At 60.3% G+C, this 20,249-nt stretch carries 19 protein-coding genes; 6 read left to right on the forward strand and 13 right to left on the reverse strand.

Annotated features, from left to right (window positions below):
• The first annotated feature begins 5 nt into the window (after positions 1 to 5).
• On the forward strand, positions 6 to 404 hold the full coding sequence (locus NJC38_RS19315; RefSeq protein WP_253116600.1) for a nuclear transport factor 2 family protein: 399 nt from the start codon (positions 6 to 8) through the stop codon (positions 402 to 404).
• 268 nt (positions 405 to 672) lie between these two features.
• Complete coding sequence (locus NJC38_RS19320) at positions 673 to 1,188, forward strand: GAF domain-containing protein (protein ID WP_045492096.1); 516 nt, start codon at positions 673 to 675, stop codon at positions 1,186 to 1,188.
• A 21-nt stretch (positions 1,189 to 1,209) separates the two neighbouring features.
• Here the strand turns inward: NJC38_RS19320 and NJC38_RS19325 are convergent, their stop codons facing one another.
• The 6 genes from NJC38_RS19325 to NJC38_RS19350 form a co-directional block, all read right to left on the reverse strand.
• Complete coding sequence (locus tag NJC38_RS19325; protein WP_253116602.1) at positions 1,210 to 1,968, reverse strand: sulfite exporter TauE/SafE family protein; 759 nt, start codon at positions 1,966 to 1,968, stop codon at positions 1,210 to 1,212.
• Between the two features lie 4 nt (positions 1,969 to 1,972).
• Positions 1,973 to 2,464, reverse strand: a complete 492-nt coding sequence (locus tag NJC38_RS19330) for a GNAT family N-acetyltransferase (RefSeq protein ID WP_253116603.1) — start codon at positions 2,462 to 2,464, stop codon at positions 1,973 to 1,975.
• 281 nt (positions 2,465 to 2,745) lie between these two features.
• The gene (locus tag NJC38_RS19335) at positions 2,746 to 3,756 is read right to left on the reverse strand and encodes a transketolase family protein (protein WP_253116606.1); all 1,011 of its coding nucleotides are present in this window, start codon (positions 3,754 to 3,756) and stop codon (positions 2,746 to 2,748) included.
• Complete coding sequence (locus tag NJC38_RS19340) at positions 3,753 to 4,601, reverse strand: transketolase (protein ID WP_253116608.1); 849 nt, start codon at positions 4,599 to 4,601, stop codon at positions 3,753 to 3,755. Before NJC38_RS19340 ends, NJC38_RS19335 begins: the two co-directional genes overlap by 4 nt.
• 16 nt (positions 4,602 to 4,617) lie before the next feature.
• Positions 4,618 to 5,916, reverse strand: a complete 1,299-nt coding sequence (locus NJC38_RS19345) for an MFS transporter (protein WP_253116610.1) — start codon at positions 5,914 to 5,916, stop codon at positions 4,618 to 4,620.
• 127 nt (positions 5,917 to 6,043) lie between these two features.
• Entirely contained in the window at positions 6,044 to 6,793 is a 750-nt protein-coding gene (locus NJC38_RS19350) for an SDR family NAD(P)-dependent oxidoreductase (RefSeq protein ID WP_253116612.1), read from the reverse strand.
• Between the two features lie 314 nt (positions 6,794 to 7,107).
• Between NJC38_RS19350 and NJC38_RS19355 the strand changes: the two genes are divergently transcribed.
• Entirely contained in the window at positions 7,108 to 8,025 is a 918-nt protein-coding gene (locus NJC38_RS19355; protein ID WP_253116614.1) for a LysR substrate-binding domain-containing protein, read from the forward strand.
• Here NJC38_RS19355 and NJC38_RS19360 read toward each other — a convergent pair.
• Positions 8,015 to 8,746, reverse strand: coding sequence for a phosphatase PAP2 family protein (locus NJC38_RS19360; RefSeq protein WP_253116615.1), 732 nt, complete (start codon positions 8,744 to 8,746; stop codon positions 8,015 to 8,017). The two genes, NJC38_RS19355 and NJC38_RS19360, sit on opposite strands and share 11 nt — an antisense overlap.
• A gap of 255 nt (positions 8,747 to 9,001) precedes the next feature.
• Between NJC38_RS19360 and NJC38_RS19365 the strand changes: the two genes are divergently transcribed.
• Positions 9,002 to 9,688, forward strand: a complete 687-nt coding sequence (locus NJC38_RS19365; protein ID WP_253116617.1) for a response regulator transcription factor — start codon at positions 9,002 to 9,004, stop codon at positions 9,686 to 9,688.
• A gap of 163 nt (positions 9,689 to 9,851) precedes the next feature.
• Complete coding sequence (locus NJC38_RS19370; protein ID WP_253116619.1) at positions 9,852 to 11,474, forward strand: phosphoethanolamine--lipid A transferase; 1,623 nt, start codon at positions 9,852 to 9,854, stop codon at positions 11,472 to 11,474.
• A 163-nt stretch (positions 11,475 to 11,637) separates the two neighbouring features.
• Here the strand turns inward: NJC38_RS19370 and catA are convergent, their stop codons facing one another.
• The 3 genes from catA to NJC38_RS19385 form a co-directional block, all read right to left on the reverse strand.
• The gene (gene catA / locus NJC38_RS19375) at positions 11,638 to 12,567 is read right to left on the reverse strand and encodes a catechol 1,2-dioxygenase (protein WP_045492116.1); all 930 of its coding nucleotides are present in this window, start codon (positions 12,565 to 12,567) and stop codon (positions 11,638 to 11,640) included.
• A gap of 64 nt (positions 12,568 to 12,631) precedes the next feature.
• A complete protein-coding gene (catC, locus tag NJC38_RS19380) occupies positions 12,632 to 12,922 on the reverse strand; it encodes a muconolactone Delta-isomerase (protein WP_045492117.1) in 291 nt (96 codons plus the stop codon).
• A gap of 25 nt (positions 12,923 to 12,947) precedes the next feature.
• Positions 12,948 to 14,072: a muconate cycloisomerase family protein gene (locus NJC38_RS19385; RefSeq protein ID WP_045492119.1), complete on the reverse strand. Its 1,125-nt coding sequence runs from the start codon at positions 14,070 to 14,072 to the stop codon at positions 12,948 to 12,950.
• Between the two features lie 101 nt (positions 14,073 to 14,173).
• Between NJC38_RS19385 and NJC38_RS19390 the strand changes: the two genes are divergently transcribed.
• A complete protein-coding gene (locus tag NJC38_RS19390; RefSeq protein ID WP_253116622.1) occupies positions 14,174 to 15,040 on the forward strand; it encodes a LysR family transcriptional regulator in 867 nt (288 codons plus the stop codon).
• A 17-nt stretch (positions 15,041 to 15,057) separates the two neighbouring features.
• Here the strand turns inward: NJC38_RS19390 and NJC38_RS19395 are convergent, their stop codons facing one another.
• The 3 genes from NJC38_RS19395 to NJC38_RS19405 all read right to left on the reverse strand — a co-directional run bounded on the left by NJC38_RS19395 (position 15,058) and on the right by NJC38_RS19405 (position 19,878).
• Complete coding sequence (locus NJC38_RS19395; protein WP_253116624.1) at positions 15,058 to 16,413, reverse strand: Fic family protein; 1,356 nt, start codon at positions 16,411 to 16,413, stop codon at positions 15,058 to 15,060.
• 218 nt (positions 16,414 to 16,631) lie between these two features.
• Positions 16,632 to 18,749, reverse strand: a complete 2,118-nt coding sequence (locus NJC38_RS19400) for a TonB-dependent siderophore receptor (protein ID WP_253116712.1) — start codon at positions 18,747 to 18,749, stop codon at positions 16,632 to 16,634.
• Between the two features lie 328 nt (positions 18,750 to 19,077).
• Complete coding sequence (locus NJC38_RS19405) at positions 19,078 to 19,878, reverse strand: suppressor of fused domain protein (protein WP_253116626.1); 801 nt, start codon at positions 19,876 to 19,878, stop codon at positions 19,078 to 19,080.
• Positions 19,879 to 20,249 lie beyond the last annotated feature (371 nt).

The raw sequence follows: 20,249 nt of genomic DNA on the forward strand, positions 1-20,249 counted from the left end.
GCCCGATGAACACCACCGAACTGATTCAGGCCTACTACGCCGCTTTTAACGCCGGCGACATGCCTGCTTTTCTGGACCTGCTGGCCGAAGACGTGGTGCATGACATCAATCAGGGCGAGCGGCAGATGGGCAAAGCCACCTTTGCCATGTTCATGAACAAGATGAACCGTTGCTACCGCGAGCGCCTGAGCGACATCGTGGTCATGGTCAACCACGACGGCAGCCGCGCTGCTGCCGAGTTCGTGGTGCACGGTGAGTACCTGGCCGACGACGAAGGCCTGCCACCGGCCAACGGTCAGAAATACGTGTTGCCGGCCGGTGCATTTTTCTACATCAAGGCCGGCAAAGTGGCGCGGATCAGTAACTACTACAACCTCAATGACTGGATCGAACAGGTTGGCTGAAGCCAGCACTGCGGTGCGTTGATCGTAGGGATTGGCGTACCGCGCAACTAACCAGAAGCGCCTGTTAATCAGGTCGCCAGTGGCACACCGACATAACTTTGGCGTCAGAATTGAAGATCGGTTAGTTGACTAACGATTAAACGATCCAGCATTGAAGAGTATCGGCCTGGTACTTCTCTTGGAGAAAATAAAGTTGCGCTGACAGGCACGCCAAGGATAAATTCAAAAGCCTGTCCCCCCCACAAAACACCTGCAATCAGGAGCCCCCATGCATCAACCTGTACCTCCTGTGCAGTACACCCCACCGGGCCTCGACTGGCTTGAACTGCAGGCGATCAACGAAGTGGAGGGCCTGAGCAATGTATTGCAACTGGTGCTCTTGCTCACCGGCCTGAAGTTTGCCGCGATTGGCAAGTTCAATGAGGAAAACTGGGTCGCCTATATCGTTAACGATGAAATGCACCTGGGCCTGGAGCCCGGTTCCACCATCCCAAACGAAGTTGCCATCTGCACTAAGGTGATGCAGGAGCATACCCCGCTGATCATGCCACGCATCAGCGACGACCCGGCTTACCGCTCGCACCCCAATGTCATCAAATTCGGCCTGCAAGCGTATATATCGATGCCGATCTTCCTTATCAACGGCGAGTTCTTCGGCACTTTGTGCGCGACCGCGCCCTATCCCGCCGATGTCCTGGGCAACGAAAAAACCCTGGACTCGATGAAACTGTTTTCGCGCCTCAGTGGCCAGCTGCTGTCGCTCAATCCCGCCCACCTTGCCTAGCTGTCGGGCTGCCTCGACAGGCTAGGCGGATCCGCCAGCCAGAACGCCGGGCAGCGACAGACCGATCAACAGCCAGCCTGACAAGGTCAGCAAGCCCAGCACCAGACGGCGAAAAAGCTGGTCGCTCATCCCCCGGTACAAACGCACGCCCAGCAGCGTCGGCACCAGCACCGCCAGCACCACCACCGCAAACAGCCCCAGCGCCTGGGCGGTCACTGTACCGCTCAGCAGATAAGTGAGCATCGTGCTGGCCTGCATCGCCAGATTAAAGCCCTGAATCACTGAGCGCTGGGTAGCCCGATCCCAGTTGTTGAGCACGGCCCACAATGCCGGGGCCGGACCACCCAAGCCCCCCAGCCCGCCCATGATGCCGCCGACCAGCCCAACACCGGCATCAGCGCGGCGGCTATTGCCAGCCAGGCGTGGCAAGTGCGCCGAGAACAGCATCAACGGGCACCACAGCACCAGCACAATCCCGACCAACAGGCGAAACCACACGGGATCGACCTGATGCAGCAACAGCACGCCCAACGGCACGCCAAGCACGCCGCCGGCAACCATAGGCCAGAGCCGGGGCAGATCGAGCTGCTTGCGCAGCGCCCCGGCGGCCAGCAGTTGCCCGGTCAGCGAGCCACAGACCACCAGCGGCCCGGTCAGGGTCGGGTCGAGCGCCCAGGCCCAGACAGCCATGGCCACCAGACCGAAGTTGGAGCCTGACAGCCCTTGGACAAAGCCGGCCAGAGCAGCGCCAAGGATGACGATCAGGATCAGCGAGTCCACCGAGTTAAAGCACCATGATCATTTCATGCCAGGCCATGCCGCCATGATCGGACGGCGAAGGCTGCACATAGCGATACCCCATATGCTCATAAAGGCCGACATGACGGTCCTTGCACATCAGGTGGATGGTCTGTTTATGCATGGCGCGCATGCGGCCGATGAACTCGTTCATCAATTGCAGGGCGTAGCCTTTGCCCTGATGCAACGGATCAACGACCACTGACATGATGACCACGTTAGGCGCATCACTGCTGTGGCCGACCAGCTCTTTGAAGGCTTCGTCGGACATCTGCACCACCTGAGCACAACCACAGTTGATGAAGCCAATGATCTGGCCCTCAGTTTCCGCAATCAGAAAACCCTCGGGGTATTGGGCGATACGCGTGGCGATCTTTTCCAGAGTTGCAGCTTCATCGCCTTCGTAGGCACCGATCTCGATCTCGTAGCAACGGCGGGCGTCGGCGGGCGTGGCGTTACGCAAATACAGGCTGGACATTGGGTGTTCCTGAACACATCGGGCAAAGGCCAGCATGGTAGAGAAAAACCGGATGCAGGTTAATGCCAATACTATTCAGATAAGAACTGCGGACCAGGTGGGAGCCAGCTTGCTGGCGAAGGCGGCGGCAGATCCACAGCAGATAGAGTGTTTTTACTGGCCTCTTCGCGAGCAAGCTCGCTCCCACCGGGGGCATACAGTGCTTAAAGTCGACAGTATTGGCTTTAGCCGCGAAAGCTTCGCGGCTAAAGCGGATCGCCGCCCGACCGATCCTACAAGGCTTACAGCCAGGCCTTGATCTGCTGGCTGACCGCTTCGGTGGAAATCCCGTAGCGGTCATGCAGGGTCGGCAAGGCGCCGGCGTCGAGGAAGGCATCCGGCAAGGCGATCTGGCGGAAGGTCGGCGTCACGCCGTTGCGCAGCAGCACGCCGGCCACCGCTTCACCCAGGCCGCCGATGATCGAATGGTTCTCCGCCGTGACCACCAGCCGCCCCGGTTTGCGACATTCGGCCAGGATGGTCTGCTCATCCAGTGGCTTGATGGTCGGTACGTGCAGGACCGCCACGCTGACGCCATCGGCCTGGAGTTTTTCGGCCGCTTCCAGAGCACGCATGGTCATCAACCCCGAGGCGATCACCAGCACTTCGTTACCGGGGCGGATTACCTGGGCTTTGCCAAGCTGGAACTTGTAATCATAGCGGTCCAGCACCAGCGGCACATTGCCGCGCAGCAAGCGCATGTACACCGGCCCCTGATGCTCAGCGATGGCCACGGTAGCCTGTTCGATCTCCAGCGCATCGCAGGGGTCGACAATGGTCAGGTTGGGCATCGCACGAAAGATCGCCAGGTCGTCGGTGGCCTGGTGGCTGGGGCCGTAGCCGGTGGTCAGGCCCGGCAGGCCGCAGACGATCTTGACGTTGAGGTTCTCTTCGGCAATCGCCATGCAGATGAAGTCATAGGCGCGCCGCGAAGCGAACACCGCATAAGTGGTAGCGAACGGCACGCAGCCTTCGCGCGCCATACCGGCAGCGGCGCTCATCAGCAGTTGTTCGGCCATGCCCATCTGATAGAAGCGCTCCGGGAACGCCTTGGCGAAGATGTGCAGGTCGGTGTACTTGGACAAATCGGCGCTCAGGCCGACGATCTCCGGACGCTGGGCCGCCAGTGCTACCAGCGCGTGACCAAAGGGTGCCGGGCGGGTCGGCTGACCTTCGGCGGCAATCGAGGCGATCATCGCGGAGGTGGTCAGGCGTTTCTTGCCGGTCTCGGTGGTGTTCTTGACGGTACTCATACGTTGCTCCCGGCGTCCAGATTCTGCAGTGCAATATCCCATTCGTGTTCATCGACCCGGATGAAATGGGTCTTCTCGCGGCTTTCCAGAAACGGCACGCCCTTGCCCATCCGGGTGTCACAAATGATCACCCGTGGCTGCGCACCAGGGTGCTGGCGGGCGGCATCGAACGCCTGGACCAGCGCGTCGAGGTCGTTGCCATCGACGCGCTGGGTGAACCAGCCGAATGCCTGCCAACGGTCGACAATAGGCTCAAAGGCCAGCACTTCACTGGAGTGGCCGTCGGCCTGCTGGTTATTGACGTCGACGATGGCGATCAGGTTGTCGAGTTTCCAGTGCGAGGCGGACATCACCGCTTCCCAGGTCGAACCCTCGTTGAGTTCGCCGTCCGACAGCAGGTTGTAGACGAACGACGTACTGTTCTTGCGTTTCAGCCCCAGGCAGGCACCCACCGCGATGCCCAAGCCATGGCCCAGCGAGCCGCCGGTGATCTCCATGCCCGGCGTGTAGGCGGCCATGCCCGACATCGGCAGCCGGCTGTCGTCGGCGCCGTAGGTTTCCAGCTCGTCCAGCGGGATGATTTGCGCCTCGATCAATGCCGCATACAGAGCAATCGCGTAATGACCGATGGACAGGTAGAAGCGGTCGCGGCCTTCCCACTCCGGCTCGGCCGGGCGCAGGTTCATGGCGTGGAAGTAGGCCACGGCCAGCAGGTCGGCGGCGCCAAGGGCCTGGCCGACATAGCCCTGACCCTGGACCTGACCCATGCGCAGGGCATGGCGGCGAATATTGTGGGCACGTTCGCCCAGGCTTGTAGCAGGTGCGGATGACAGGTTAGCGCTCATTGCGTAACTCCTTGAATCAACGATTGACCAGTGCGGCAGGCACTCGCAGCACCAGGGTGGCGCCGAACAGCAGCACGCCGGTGATCAGGTACATGCCCAGCGCACTGGAGCCGGTATTGGTGGTGATCCAGCCGATCAGGTAAGGCGAGCAGAAGCCGGCCAGGTTGGCGAAACTGTTCACTGCGGCGATACCGGCCGCAGCCGAGACCCCACCGAGCAAGGTGGTGGGCAGCATCCAGAACAGTGACGAGGCCGAGAGAATGCCAGCGGCGGCCAGGCACAGGCTCATGACCGAGAGCAGCAGGTTGCCGCCCAGCACCGCTGCCAGGCTCAGGCCCATGGCGCCAAGGATCATCGGAATCACCAGGTGCCAGCGACGCTCCTGATGTTTGTCGCCGCTACGCCCGGCCAGCAGCATGGCGACGATGGCGCACATGTACGGCAGGCTGGTCATCATGCCGATGTGCAGTGGATCGGAGAGCCCGGCGTTACGGATCAGGGTCGGTAACCAGAAGGTGATTGCGTACTGGCCCATGACCACACAGAAGTAGATCCCGGCCAGCAGCCACAGACGCCGGTCACGGATGAACTCGCCCACCGAGGCATGGGTGACCTTCTGCCGGTTGTCTTCTTCGAGTTCCTTCTGTACCAGCTCCTTTTCCTCGGCGGTCAGCCAGGTGGCCTGGTGAACGCCGTCCTTGAGGTAACCGAGCACCATCAAACCGACCACCACGGTGGGAATCGCTTCGATGACGAACATCCACTGCCAGCCGGCCCAGCCATGCACACCAGCGAAGGCGTTCATGATCCAGCCCGACAGCGGCCCGCCGATCATCCCCGACAACGGAATGGCGACGAACCACAGCACGGTCATCTTGGCCCGGCGGTAGGACGGGAACCAATAGGTGAGGTACAGCAGCAGACCCGGTGCCAGCCCCGCTTCGGCAACCCCGAGCAGAAAGCGCAGCACGTAGAACTGCCAGGCGGTTTCAACGAAGGCGAACAGGCCGGAGATGATGCCCCAGGTGATCATGATCCGGGCGATCCACACCCGGGCACCGACCTTGTGCAGAATCATGTTGCTGGGCACTTCGCAGAGGAAGTAACCGATAAAGAACATGCCCGCGCCCAAGCCGTACACGGCTTCGCTCAGGGCCAGGTCGTTCATCATCTGCAGTTTGGCAAAACCGACATTGACCCGGTCCAGGTAGGCACACAGGTAGCAGAGCATCAGAAACGGCATCAACCGCCACGCGGTCTTGCGATAAGCGTTGGCGCGTACGTTGGACGCAGCTTCCAGTGACAGGGTAGTCATGATGGTCTTCTCTTTATTGTTATGACCGCCCTACTCTGCACAGACCGCATGACAAGGATTGCTCGTCCATACGACCTGCACGGCAGGGCTTGAGTGTTCATGGCGGGCAGTCAACCCGCAGGGGTCATCAGTGGATCAGCATGCCACCGTTGACATCCAGAGTGATGCCGGTCAGGTACGCCGACAGGTCACTGGCCAGGAACAGCGCGGCATTGCCAACATCTTGCGCCTGGCCCAGACGGCCCAGCGGAATGCCGTCGATGATCGCGTGGCGGCGTTCATCCTGCATCAGGCCGCCGGTGATGTCGGTCTGGATCAGGCCGGGGGCGATGGAGTTGACCCGCACATTGTCCGGTCCCAGTTCGCGGGCCATGGCGCGGGCCAGGCCCAGTACGCCAGCCTTGGCAGCACTGTAGTGCGGGCCGCCGAAAATGCCACCGCCACGTTGGGCGGATACCGACGACATGCACACGATGCTGCCAGACTTCTGCTTGCGCATCGCCGGGATCACCGCCTGGGACATCAACAGTGTGCCGCGCAGGCTGACGTCCAGCACCTTGTCGTAGTCGCTATGACCGATATCGAGGGTTTTCAGGGGTTGAGTGATGCCGGCGTTATTGACCAGCACATCGATGCGCCCGAAGTGTTCGAGCACAGTGGCGACTGCAGCGTCGACCTGGGCTTTGTCGGCCACGTTGGCGGCCAGACCCAAGTGGCCCTCGCCCAAGGCAGCGGCGGCGTCGCGAGCGGCAGACTCGTCAAGATCGAGGATGACCACACGGGCACCCTGACGCGCAAAAATTTCAGCAGTGGCACGGCCGATACCGCGAGCAGAAGCGGCGCCGGTGATGATTGCGATTTTGTCTTGCAGAAGCATGGGGGCTTTCTCCCGTTTGTTTTTATGGGCTCGATTTACTACAAACCGTGAACACAGCTTGTGCCCCGCCCCCTGGCTGAGCAATAACGTGCCATTCAGCAAGCGCTGAAAAAAATTCAGCACTCAGAACCAAAATCACCGATATTTTGCCGTACCCCTGTGGGAGTGGCTTCAGCCGCGAAGGCTTCCCGGCTAAAACCAGTCACAGGGTCCCATGTTTGCCGCGCGACAGCGCGGCGCCGAGGCGTCGGGCGATCTCCTACCTCACTCGCCATCACGCCCCATTGCAATGTTGATCACTGAGAAATCCATTTATGCCCACCCCCACCGATGCCTCTCTCAATCTGCCACCCCTCAAAGCCATTCAGGCCTTCGAGCAGACCGCCCGCTTCGGTAACGTGGCACGCGCGGCCGAGCAGTTGAACCTCACGCCTTCGGCGGTCAGCCATCAACTGGCCAAGCTCGAAGCCATGATCGGCCGGCAGTTGTTTCTGCGTAACGCCCGCGGCGTGACCCTGACCCCGGTGGGCGAGCAATACCTGGCTGAGGTCTCAGGCATTCTGCACAGTTTTGCCGTGGCCACCGAACGCGCCAGCAGCGATGTCAGCCTCGATTGCCTGCGCCTGCACGCATCGCCGAGTTTCGGATTTCTGTGGTTGATGCCGCGCATCGAGCAGTTTCGCCAGAGCCACCCGGATATCCAGATCAACCTGTCGTGCTCGTACGAGTCGCTGCATTTCAGCCGCGACAAGATCGACGTGGATATCCGCCATGGCCAGCCCAACTGGCCGACGCTGGAAGTGCGCAGCGTACCCAACGAGCATCTGGCAGTGATGGCCTCACCGGCACTGTTGGCGAAAAGCCCGGTGCACAATCCGCAAGACCTGCTGCACCGCCCGCTGGTGCTGTCTGAGGCGACGCTGATCAATTGGCCGCAATGGTTTGCCCAGCATGGCCTGTCGCGGCCCGACAGTCCTTACCCGCTGAGTTTTGATCGCTCGTATATGGCCCTTGAAGCCGCACGGCTGGGCCTGGGCTTTGCGCTGGAAAGCACCCTGCTGGCCAGAGAGTTCCTCAGCCGCGGCGAGCTGGTGGTGATCGAACCCGAGCGCCTGAGCGTGCCGGTCAGCGCCCACCATCTGGTGTTCCCCAAGGCGCATGCGGGTTTTCCAAGGGTCAGGCGCTTTCTGCAGTGGATGCAGCAGGAGCTGGGTCGGGACTTCAGTTACTGAGCGCAGCGCTGCCGGATGCAACAGGCTGCGGGCGGTACAGCAACCAGCGATAACAACCCAGGCAAATCAGCCAGTCGATCATCAGGGTCCACACGTTGTGCGACAGAAAATGCGCGCCCTGCATCATCCGCCCCAAAGAGAACAGCGCCCCCAGTGCGATGGCGAACACCAGCGCGACCCGGGCGGCACGAGGTTTGCGGTCGCGCAACGCGAAAAACAGCGCCAGCAGCGAGAAGCCGGTGGCCGCGTGCCCGCCCGGCCAGCACAGTCCCGGTTTGAGACTCGGCGCGCGGTGGCTGAGCAGTGGCGTATGGGTCTCGACGCCGCCAAAATCACTCAGGCTCCAGGGGCATTGCACCTGGGTCAGGTTCTTCAAGGGCGTGATCACTGCGGTAGACAAGCCCATCGCCAGGACGATGTAACCCAGGGTTCGGCGCCAGGGTCGCAGCGCCGCCACCTTCCAGCTCAGCGCGAAGGCCACGGCAAAACCGAGTGCCATTGCAATCACCAACTGCTTGGCGCGATCATGCAGAATCGTTTCCAGCCAATAACTGTGTGCACCGATGAAACCCTCGCCGGGGATATAAAACAATCGGGCCAGAAAGTAATCCAGCGCAGTGGGATCGAAAATCAATAACAACAACATTAACCCGATTGGCAAACCCATTGCCAAGCGAAAGTTGAAAGGACGTGATACCGGGACCGTTAATACATCGGCCATGAAAGATGCTCCGCAATGAGGCCTGCCAGGAAAGCCGCGAAGTTATACCCTGAGCGGTACGCTGCCGGTGAAGAAAATGTCATCAGGTTGTCAGTCAGACAGCCTGCCGACAGCAAGCAAGCGGACCGGCAGCGGTTTTGACATTTTTCTCACAAACCGTTGACGCCGTGCAGACCGATTGTCGTCTAGTCTTCTCCCTGCCAACTTCCGAACGATAGCCGTAGCCACGGCAGACTGCGCATAACACAACCGACAATGAAAATATTAGTAATCGAAGATAACCGTGATATTCATGACAACCTGGTGGAGTTTCTGCAGCTCAAGGGGCATCAGGTCGAAAGCGCACTAGACGGCCTGAGCGGGCTGCACCTGGCGGCGACCAAGGCGTTCGATGCGATCATTCTTGACATCATGCTGCCTGGCATCGATGGCAACCGCATCTGCCATAGCCTGCGCCAGCACTCGCGCTCGGATGTCACCATCCTGATGCTCAGTGCCCGCGACACGCTGGAAGACCGCCTGGTGGGGTTCTCGGCCGGCGCCGATGATTACGTGACCAAGCCCTTTGCCATGGCCGAAGTGCTGGCGCGCCTGGAAGCCATCACCGCCCGCCGCCAAGGCACTGGCAACCGGGTCTTGAGCGTCGCCGACCTGAGCTACGACCTCGACACACTGGAGGTGTCACGCGCCAACGCCGTGCTGAAACTCAACCCGACCCACTTGAAACTGCTGGAGCTACTGATGCGCCGCAGCCCGCATCTGGTCCCGCGCAAAGAGCTGGAACTGGCCCTGTGGGGCAACGACACGCCCAAGGGTGGCAGCCTGCGCAGCAACATTCATATTCTGCGCCGCACGCTCGATGGCGGGTTCGACACCGAACTGCTACAGACCGTGCACGGCCTGGGTTACAAGCTGTGCGCCGCGTCCGCGCGGGCAAGCTGAACAAATGCTTTCTGAGCCGTCGCAAATCGGCCCGGCCCGCTGAGTTTCATTGGCGGGCTGGCAACAAAGATTCGATACTTTTCTAACCGCCAGCCACACGACGGAGCGCCACGCTTAAGGCGTGACGTGCTCTCTTGCCCACCCTATTAGTGAAGTAACCCGCATGCCGAACATCAAAGCCGTTCGCCCTGAAGTTGTGACCGTGCTCGCCACTTTTTACTTGTTACTGGCGTTTAACAAGAGCCTTTGGCAGCATGTGTTCAGTTTGACTGCCGCTGACCATACCGGGTTTATTCTAAGTGTCGCCTTTGCGGCGCTGATCGCGATCACGTTCAATCTTTTTCTCACCCTGATCGCGTTCAAACGGATCCTTAAACCGGTACTGATCACCCTGTTCATGCTCGGTTCGGGCATTGTTTATTTCATGAACGAGTACGGCATCATCTTTGACGCGGCGATGTTCCGCAATGTCGCCGAAACCAACCCGACCGAGGCGTTGGGTCTGCTCTCCGGCAAGCTGTTTCTGTATATCGCTGCGCTGGGCGTGCTGCCGTCATGGTTACTGTGGAAGACGCCGATCAACTACCGCCGCTGGCCAGCCGAAGTGCTCAGTAAAGCGCTGATCAGTGTCGGCTGCGTGGCGCTGCTGGGCGGGGTCGCACTGGTCAACTACCAGGGACTGGCCTCATTGTTTCGCAACCATCATGAGCTGCGCCTGATGGTGGTGCCGAGCAACCTGATCGGCGCTGGCTGGAGCTATCTGCATGAGCAGATCCTCGCCGCTAAAACCACCTTTCGCCCGACCGCCAGCGATGCCCTGCGCGAACCGCCTTCCAGCTCCCATCCGCGCAAGTCACTGACGGTACTGGTGGTCGGCGAAAGTGCCCGGGCCGAGAACTTCGGGCTGCTCGGCTACGCCCGCGACACCACGCCCCGGCTCAAGGCTGAAGGCGATGTGATTGCGTTCAGTGATGTCTGGTCATGCGGCACCGAGACGGCCGTGTCAGTGCCGTGCATGTTTTCCGACCTGGGCCGCAAGCGCTACAACGCGGCCACGGCGAAGACCCAGGAAGGCTTGCTGGATGTACTCAAGCGGGTCGGTTACAACGTGATCTGGCGTGACAACCAGGCCGGTTGCAAAGGCACCTGTGACCGGGTGACCTTCATCGACCTGAGCAATGACAAGGACCCTGGCCTGTGCGCCGACCATGAATGCCGAGACGCCATCCTGCTGCGCGACCTGCAGGCCGATATCGACAACCTCAAGACTGACACGGTTGTGGTGCTGCACCAGATGGGCAGCCATGGTCCCGAATACTTCAAACGCTACCCGGCCGAGTTCGAGAAATTCACCCCGGTGTGCAAAAGCAACGCACTGAACAACTGCTCGCGCGAGAGCATCGTCAACGGTTATGACAACACCTTGCTGTACACCGACCATGTGCTGGCCAGCCTGATCGACATTCTGCGCAGCAACCAGGACAAGGCCGACACCGCCATGCTTTACCTGTCGGACCACGGTGAATCACTGGGCGAGTACAACCTGTTCCTGCACGGCACGCCCTACATGGTGGCGCCCGAACAGCAGCGGCATATTCCGATGGTGGCATGGTTCTCTGAGGGTTATCGACAGTCGTTCGGCGTCGATACCGACTGCCTGCAAGCCACGCGCAACCAGCCGCTCAGCCAGGACAACCTGTTTCACTCGATGCTGGGCCTGCTCAACGTAAAAACCAGCGACTACAGTCAGCCGCTGGATATGTTTGCCAAGTGCAGACATCGCTGAACCCTGCCGGACCGGCCAGGCGGCGATCCGCTTTAGCCGCAATACTGGTCGTTTAGGCGCTGCATGCCTTTGTGGGAGCTACCTTGGTAGCTCCCACCGGACCGCGTTGGCCTTGACCGGTCGGCATGACGCCTACGGGATATCCATTAAAATCAATAGCTTGTCAGGCCTCCAGCGCCCGCACCCGCTCGCGGCGTGCCTGCTCGGCGGCCTGTTCGGTGGATTGCAATGCGAAATCGAACTCGATTTCGGCAAAGCGGCCTGATACGCCACGCTGCGCGGCGCGCTCGGCGTCGTCGATGAAATGGATCTGGGCGATCAGTTCATCCCGGGTGGCGTAGGCAAAGTCGTCATGCAGGTACGGATCGCCTGCCAGGTTGATCTGGGTGGTCAGGTGCCGATGGCCGGGGGCAGAGATGAAGAAGTGCACATGTGCCGGACGCTGGCCGTGGCGGCCCAACTGGTCGAGCAGGCCCTGGGTCGGGCCATCCGGCGGGCAGCCGTAGCCGGACGGCACGATGCTCTGGAAGCGGTAACGGCCCTGGGCGTCGGTCTGAATGCGGCGGCGCAGGTTGAATTCCGATTGAGTCGGGTCGAAGTACGAGTAGGTGCCGCCCGTGTTGGCGTGCCAGACATCAACGGTGGCGTTGGCCAGCGGCTGGCCGTCGACATCGCGGACCTGGCCGTGCATGAACAGCGGCGTGCCAGCGTCAGTGCCGTCATCCAGGCGTGCTTCGTACTGACTCAGCGGTGCGCCAGCCACGTACAGCGGGCCTTCGATGGTCCGTGGGGTGCCGCCGACCTGACCGTTCTGCTCGTCTTCAGCGTCCAGCAACAGGTCCAGGTAGTGCTCCAGCCCCAGGCCGGCCACCAGCAGACCGGCTTCCTGACGGGCACCGAGTTCGTTGAAGTAGTTCACCGCTTTCCAGAACTCTTCCGGAGAGATCTGCAGGTCTTCGATGATCTTGATTGCGTCGGTGAGGATCCGGTGGACCACGGTTTTCATCCGTGGGTTGCCGGCGTCCTCGTCGAAGCCCGAGGCATTCTCGAAGAATTTCTGGACGTCAGCGGTGTGGGAAATACGTACGGTCATGGTGGCGTGTCCTCGTCATTATTCTTGTTCAGGCTTGCTGCGTATTGATTGTCGGGTTCAGGGCTCAGCGATCATCGGCATGGATCGACGAAGGGTGCCTGCACAGCGGCGTCACTTCGATATCCATATACGGGTACAACGGCAATTGCATCAAGGTGTCGTGCAATGCCTGATTATCCGCCACATCGAAAATGCTGAAGTTGGCGTACAACCCGGCGATGCGCCACAGGTGGCGCCAGACACCCTCGCGTTGCAGGCGCTGGGCCAGTTCCTTTTCGTCGGCCTTGAGCCGGGCAGCCTGCTCGGCGGGCATGTCGGCCGGCAGTCTGACAGTCATGCGTACGTGAAAAAGCATCGTGCAGTTCCTTATCGATCAGGGGTCAGCGGCGGGCAAAGCGCGCCAGGCGTTGTTCGTCCAGCTCCAGGCCCAGGCCTGGCGCGGTCGGAATCAGCAGCTGAAAATCACGGTACAGCGGCGGCTCGACCAGGATGTCTTCGGTCAGCAGCAACGGGCCGAACAGTTCGGTGTGCCATTCCAGTTTGTCGAGGGTCGCGAAGGCATGAGCGGAGGCCAGGGTGCCAACGCTGCCTTCGAGCATGGTGCCACCGTACAGGCCGATACCGGCCGCCTCGGCAATCGCCGCCGTGCGCAACACCGCACGCGGGCCGCCGGTCTTGGCGATCTTTAACGCGAAAATCGGCGCCACGCCGGACTGCGCCAGGGCAAAGCTGTCCTGTACCGACTCGATGGCTTCGTCAGCCATCAGCGGGATCGGGCTGTGAGCATTGAGGCGCACCATGCCGGCGCGGTCAAACCGCGACAGTGGCTGTTCGATCAGCTCTACCCCGGCCTCGGCCAAGCGCCGGCTGGCATTGATCGCCACCGCTTCGCTCCAGGCCTGGTTGATATCAACCCGCACACTGGCGCGCTCACCCAGCGCTTTCTTGATCGCCCCCACGTGGGCGATATCGCGAGCGACATCGCCCGCGCCAATCTTCAATTTGAAATGCCGATGGCGACGCCGATCGAGCATCTGCTCGGCTTCGTCGATGTCGCGGCCGGTGTCGCCACTGGCCAGGGTCCAGGCCACCTCGACACCGTCACGAACCCGCCCGCCGAGCACCTCGGCCACCGGCAGCCCGAGGCGCTTGCCCTGAGCATCGAGCAGAGCCGTTTCCACAGCACTGCGCGCGAAGGTATTGCCCCGGATACCGCGATCAACCCGCTGCATGGCGGCATTGAGGTTGCGTGCATCCTGACCGATCAACAGCGGCGCGAACCAGGTGTCGAGGTTGACCTTGATGCTCTCGGGGCTTTCGCCGGCGTAGGCCAGGCCGCCAATGGTGGTGGCCTCACCGACCCCGACGATACCGTCGCTGCAACGAATGCGCAGAATCACCAGGGTCTGGCCATACATGGTATGCATCGCCAGCTTGTGCGGGCGGATGGTCGGCAGGTCGACGATCAGGGTTTCAAAGCTTTGGATGGTTATTGCATCGCTCATGAAGCTATCCGGCAGGTCAGGTGTGCTTGAGGCCAAGATTGACGCTCGACAGCCGGGCGGTCCAATATTGATTAAGTCTCGCTTCATACCCAGGAGGTATCGTGGAGCTGCGTCATTTGCGTTATTTCCGGGTCGTGGCCCAGACCCTCAACTTCACTCGTGCCGCCGAGCAGTTGAACATCGCCCAGCCGCCCTTGAGCCGGCAGATCCAGCAGCTGGAAGATGAACTGGGCGTAGAGCTGCTGGAGCGCAGTAGGCCGCTGCGGCTGACCGAGGCCGGGCGGTTTTTCTATGAGCACTCTTCACAACTGCTGGAGCAACTCAAGCGCATCAGCGACGATACCCGCCGGGTTGCCAGCGGCAGCAAACGCTGGCTGGGCATCGGCTTTGCGCCCTCGACCCTGTACGGGCAACTACCGGAACTGATCCGCCGGTTGCGCGGCTTTGGCGACGTGGAATTGGGCTTGTCCGAGTTGATCACGCTGCAGCAGGTCGAGGCGCTGAAAAGCGGGCGTATCGATATCGGTTTTGGCCGCATGCTGTTCGATGACCCGGCCATCACCCAGGAGGTGCTGCGCGAAGACCCGTTGGTGGCCGCCCTGCCCGCCGGCCACCCGCTGCTGGCCGGGCCGGTGAGCCTCGAACGCCTGGCCGCCGAGCCATTTGTGCTTTACCCCGGCAACCCGCGGCCCAGCTATGCTGACCATGTGCTGGGTATCTTCAACCGCCAGGGCCTGAAGATTCATGTGGCACAAATGGCCAACGAACTGCAGACCGCCATCGGCCTGGTGGCGGCCGGTATCGGCATCACCCTGGTGCCCGCCTCGGTACAACGTCTGCACCGTGACGACATCGGCTACAGCGAACTGCTCGACCGCCACGCCACCTCACCGATCGTGATCAGCTATCGCAGCGGCGACGGGTCAGAGTTGCTGAGGCAGTGCCTGCGGGAGGTCAAGGCAATGTAAGGCGTGCCAGAGGGCCGTCATAGACGATTGGAACCACTGCCACGAATATGCGCCATCGCATCTTCACGGGCGATGTAGTACCAAGTCTTGCCCTCACGGCTCTTGCCCAGCAACTTCAGTTGATAGAGCTTTTCCAGATCGGTCCTGGCCGTATTTTCTGAAATGTCGAAGTCATTTTTGACCTCTTTGGCAGTAAACAACCGACCCGGATTGCGCAGCAGCTTTTTGAGCAAGTGAATCTGTCTGAAATTCAGGGTCTTGTTGAAACCGGACTCGGTCAGCAGCTCAATGATGGCTACAAAGTCATTGCGCTTGCGTTCGATGTACTTCAGAAAATCATTGATGGCCCGCTGGATGATGCTCAGTTGGTGGCAAATGAAATAGGTCAGATCCAGGTCGTCCGTTTCAGTGAACAGATATGACTCGCCGTATTTCATCGGCGCATCTTTGAGCAATGCACTGATCGACACGTACTCGAAGCTCCAGTACCCGCACTTGAGCATGTACCAGTAGAACAGGCAGCGCGCCGTACGGCCGTTGCCATCGTTGAACGGGTGCTCAAAGCCGATCATGAAATGCAAAATGATCGCCTTGACCGCAGGATGAATGAACATCCGCCCTTCCAGCCCGTCATGATTCTGATTGGCAAACCCGCACAGCGCCTCAAGGCGTTGCGGCAGGCTGGCAGCTGCAGGCGGCTGGTGCGCGATTTCGCTGTCGCGACCAACCACAAAAATATCGTCGTTCTGGCGAATTTCACCGGGGCAACTGTGATCCACATCGATGCCTTGGGTAACCTCTGCATGGAACTGCCGGATCAGTTCCAACGACAGTGGCTCATCCTTGCTGCGCCTGGCCAGCTTCATCTGCAGAAAGTTATTGACGATCATTCGCTCGTCGTCGTTAACCGGTGGCCGTTCTTTCTCCAGCATCTGCTTGGCGACTTTCCGGGTAGTGACTGCGCCTTCAAGCTGCGCACTGGAGATGGCCTCTTCCATCATCAGCGACTCAACCAGGTATGAATTGCTCTCACCGGCCGTAGACGCGCTGCTTACACTGCTGCCAAGCCGGGCATTGAGCTGGTCGATCTGGTGAATGACGGTTTGGGCGCTGTCCGGCAGGCAGTAATTGAACGGTTTGCCGGATTCGGAGCAAAGCCCCACTGATTTCAGGATGGCTGCGCGCGACAACTTGACTGCCGCCCACGCGGCGTCAGCGTCGATGCCGGCGGGCACTCGATGCTTGAAGTCATGCCAGTGCAGGTAACGGCCCTTCTGATCGACCGCCCGAAACTGCGGCATCAGCTTGACCACCGCCTCGGCACTCTGTGCCAGTGTCTCAAGATGAGACTTCGGTTTTTTGATGGATGCCATCTTCAACTAAATTTCTTGAAAATTGAGTTGAAGTTATAGAGCAGCCCTGTAATCGGCGTCAACCGGACAATAGTGCCGCGCAGAACACCTGCGGCTGTCAGTTGAACATCAATTTTCGCTTTTGCTCCGCAGCTGATGCTCTGAACGCGGTTTGGGACCTTCAAAAAAATACCCCGAACCAGTCGGGGTATTTTTATCGTGCAAGGTTCAAGCTGAAATCACAGCGTCCATTTCAGCGAGAACATCAGGTTGCGCGGGTCGCCATAGGTGCCGCTGCCCGAACCGGTAGGGATGCCCTGCCAGTATTTCTCGTCGGTGATGTTGTTCAGGTTGACCCGGCCATCCCAGTGCTCGTTGAAGCGGTAGCCGGCCATCAGGCCCAGTACCGCGTAGGCGTCCTGAGTGGCGTAGCCGCTGCCGACCACGTTGAAGGTTTCGCTCTGGGCGAACACATCAGCACCCACGCGCCACTTGCTCAGGTTGCCCGGCAGGTTGTACGAGGTGGCCACCTTGAACAGGTGCTTGGGCTGGTTCGGCGCGAACAGCCGGCCTTCGTTACGCTGGTTGGCGTCCTTGATGTACTGGCTCAGGACATAGGTGTATGACGCCGAGAACTGCCAATCGGCGGTCAGCGCACCGGTCAGTTCAGCGTCGATACCACGGCTGCGCACTTCACCGGCTGCTTCATAGCAGGTGCGGTTCTGTGCACGACAGGCATCAGGCTGCGAGGTCAGCGCGTAGGCGCGGTTTTCCTGAGTCATGTCGAACAGCGCCACGGACGCGTTCAGGCCACCGTTGAAGTACTCGCCCTTGAGGCCGATTTCATAGCTTTCGCCGGTCATCGGATCCAGCACGGTACCCGATACATTCTGCTCGCTCTGCGGCTTGAAGATCTGCGTGTAGCTGGCGTACACCGAGTAGGTGTCGTTGAGGTCGTAGATCACCCCGGCGTACGGAGTGACTTCCTGGGTGACCTTGTAGCTGTCGCCACTGACCCGGTCCTCGTAGTCGTACCAGCTCAGGCGGCTGCCGATGATCACGTGCAGCGGGTCGATCGGGTTCAGCCGCGCGGCGGCGTAAACGCTCTTCTCGATGCTGGTGTTGCGCCCGGCATAGGGGTTGCGGTCGCTGGACGACGGCTTGGCGATCACGCTGTGGTTGAAGTTGTAAGGATCGATGGGCGTGGCCTGCCCCCACCAGCCGCCGGACTGGTCGAACTTTTCTTCACGACGGCTGGCACCGAACACCAGCTCGTGCTCACGACCGGCCAACTGGAACGGCCCGGACAGCGTGGCGTCAAGGTTGGTCTGGTCATCGGTGTTGAAATACTGCCCCGAGTATTGCTCCAGGGTCGGGCCGTTGTAGCTCAGGTAGCTGGAGAACGTATCGGCCTCGGCCCAGATCTTCTGCGCCGCCAGCTTGCCGGTCCAGCCGTTGTTGAAGCGGTGGGTAATGTCGGAGAACAGCGTGTAGTTGTCCTTGTCCCAGTACGACCAGTCGTTGCTCAGGAAGGTCGAACGTGACAGGTGCAGGTCTTCACCGTTCGGGCCGCTGGGCAGGCTGCCCCAGTCGGAGGTGTTGTCATCGCGCTGCTTGGAGGCGCCGATGGTCCAGGTGGTGGCGTCGCTCAGATCGGCTTCGATGATGCCGTAGAAGGTCTGGCGCTGGCTTTCACGCACATCCTGGAAGCTTTTCTTGTCCTCGTAAGCGGTCACTACCCGCCCACGCAGGGTGCCGGATTCGTTGAGCTTATTAGAGGCATCGACCTCAAGACGGTAACGGTCCCAGCTACCGGCGCTGGTGGTCACGCTGACCTGCGGGGTGTCGGTCGGGCGCTTGCGCACCAGGTTCAGGGTCGCTGACGGACTGCCGGCGCCGGTCATCAGGCCGGTGGCGCCACGCACCACTTCAATGCGGTCGTACATCGCCAGGTCAGCCGCCGAGATGGTGTCCTGAGTGAAGCTGCCCACGGTGGTCGGCAGGCCGTCGTACATCAGGTTGTCGATCTTGAAGCCGCGCGACAGGTATTCCAGACGGTCCGAGCCGTACTTGCGAAAGGTAATGCCAGGCGCGTACTTGACCAGATCATTGAGGTCGTTCATGCCCTGGTCTTCCATGCGCTGACGGGTAATGACGCTGACCGACTGCGGGGTTTCACGGATCGACAGCGGCAGCTTGGTCGCCGTGCTCATGGAACCTGTGGTGTAAGAGCGGGTGCCTTCCGTGGTGGCCGCATCAGTGGTGCCTTGTTCGGCATTGATATTCACGTTGTCCAGAGTCACCGTGCCGTCGGCTGCAGGAGCCGCCAGTACCGAAGCGGACAGGCTCAGCGTCATGACACCGGCCAGTGTGGGGAAGGCAAGACGAAACATCGAAGGATTCCTGGGCTGGAGAGGAAAATCATTGCGCGCACTTCTGAGGTCAGGCAGCCGAAGCTGCCGACACAATCAGAAACGGCAGGTCGCGAAAATTAACACAAATTAACAAAGCTAATAATAATGATTTGTAATTACAAGCGTACATTTCCGACGCAATGACACCTTTCAGGGCCCTGATTCAGAGCCTTTCCTAACGGTCTGCCCCGTATTTACAGGGCAACAGGCCATCATCTACCGTCCACCCCCGGTATCAACTTGAAATATTTTTACAGGATGTCGTGCGACATCACACCACAGCTTCTCTTGGCAGGCGGGTTAATGCCTGCCACCCGAGCGCCTGCAAACGGGTCACCAGCTCGTTGCGCGCCTGCCCGCCACCGGCACGAATGTACTCCAGCTCCGCCGCGGTGATCAGCACCACCGGTACCAGAGTCACCGGTGACAGCGGCATGTCGTCCAGACGGGTCGGGAAGTCCGGATCGACGCCGCCGAGCAGCACGCCAATGCAGTCATCCTCAGTCACGAAGTGGCCGGGCAACTGCTCGCCGATGGCACGCGACTGGCTGACGCCAGGCAGCTCCAGCGACAACGCACCGTACTGTTCAAGTTGGGCGCTGATGCCGCCAGCGTCAGCCACGGTGCCTGCAACATGCTCAAGCAGTTCAAACGCCCAACTGCCCTTGAGCGGATCGACCTCACCCGCACGGCCTCTGAATGGCGCCGCAAGGTCAGCGGTTTCGATAAACAGCTCCATTTCAAAGCCATTGCCGCCGCCCTCGACGTCATCGAACGGGTCAGACAGACCATCGCTGGCCAGCAACACAGATTCGCCACGGCGCACCACACGGTAGGCCTGGCGGGTCGAGGGCCAGGCCGGGCCACCGGTCAGCCCCGGGCTGATCAGGTAGGCAATCACGTCAGGCTCCAGATTGCCGACTGCCTGCCAGTGCCGGTCAAGGTGCCTGTGGCCGGCCTGGCGAATGGCTTCGCGCGGCTCTTGCAGCGTGGCCTTTGCAGCAGGCTCAGGGACAGCGGGCTGTCTGGGGGATTTTTTCAGGGCGTCACGCAGGCGATCGAACAACTTCATGAGCGGTCCTTGCAAGTCTGGGGTAAAGGGGCACCGCCGAATCAGACGCCCTGCCTGGCACTTTGTTCATCCAGACAATGATCAGGCCCCTTTACCACACAGCAAGAAAAATCAAACATTTGCATAATGTTAACAAACAACATTCTATTTATTTAACATTAGCTTATTCCTAAAAAGAATTTTCCACGCTTTTTTTATAAATATACGATTCAACCCATAGCCACTTAATGACCTAACCGGGCGGCCCCCGGACAGTTGCACGACCCGAGCGACCTCACCACCACCGCATCGCTCCAGACCATCGACACGCATCGCGCCGCTAAATGGCAATGCGCAATAGCCAACAGGGTACGCCGTCGCCAACCGGCCAA

Source organism: Pseudomonas sp. 21LCFQ010, from assembly GCF_024129905.1.
Lineage (GTDB): Bacteria > Pseudomonadota > Gammaproteobacteria > Pseudomonadales > Pseudomonadaceae > Aquipseudomonas.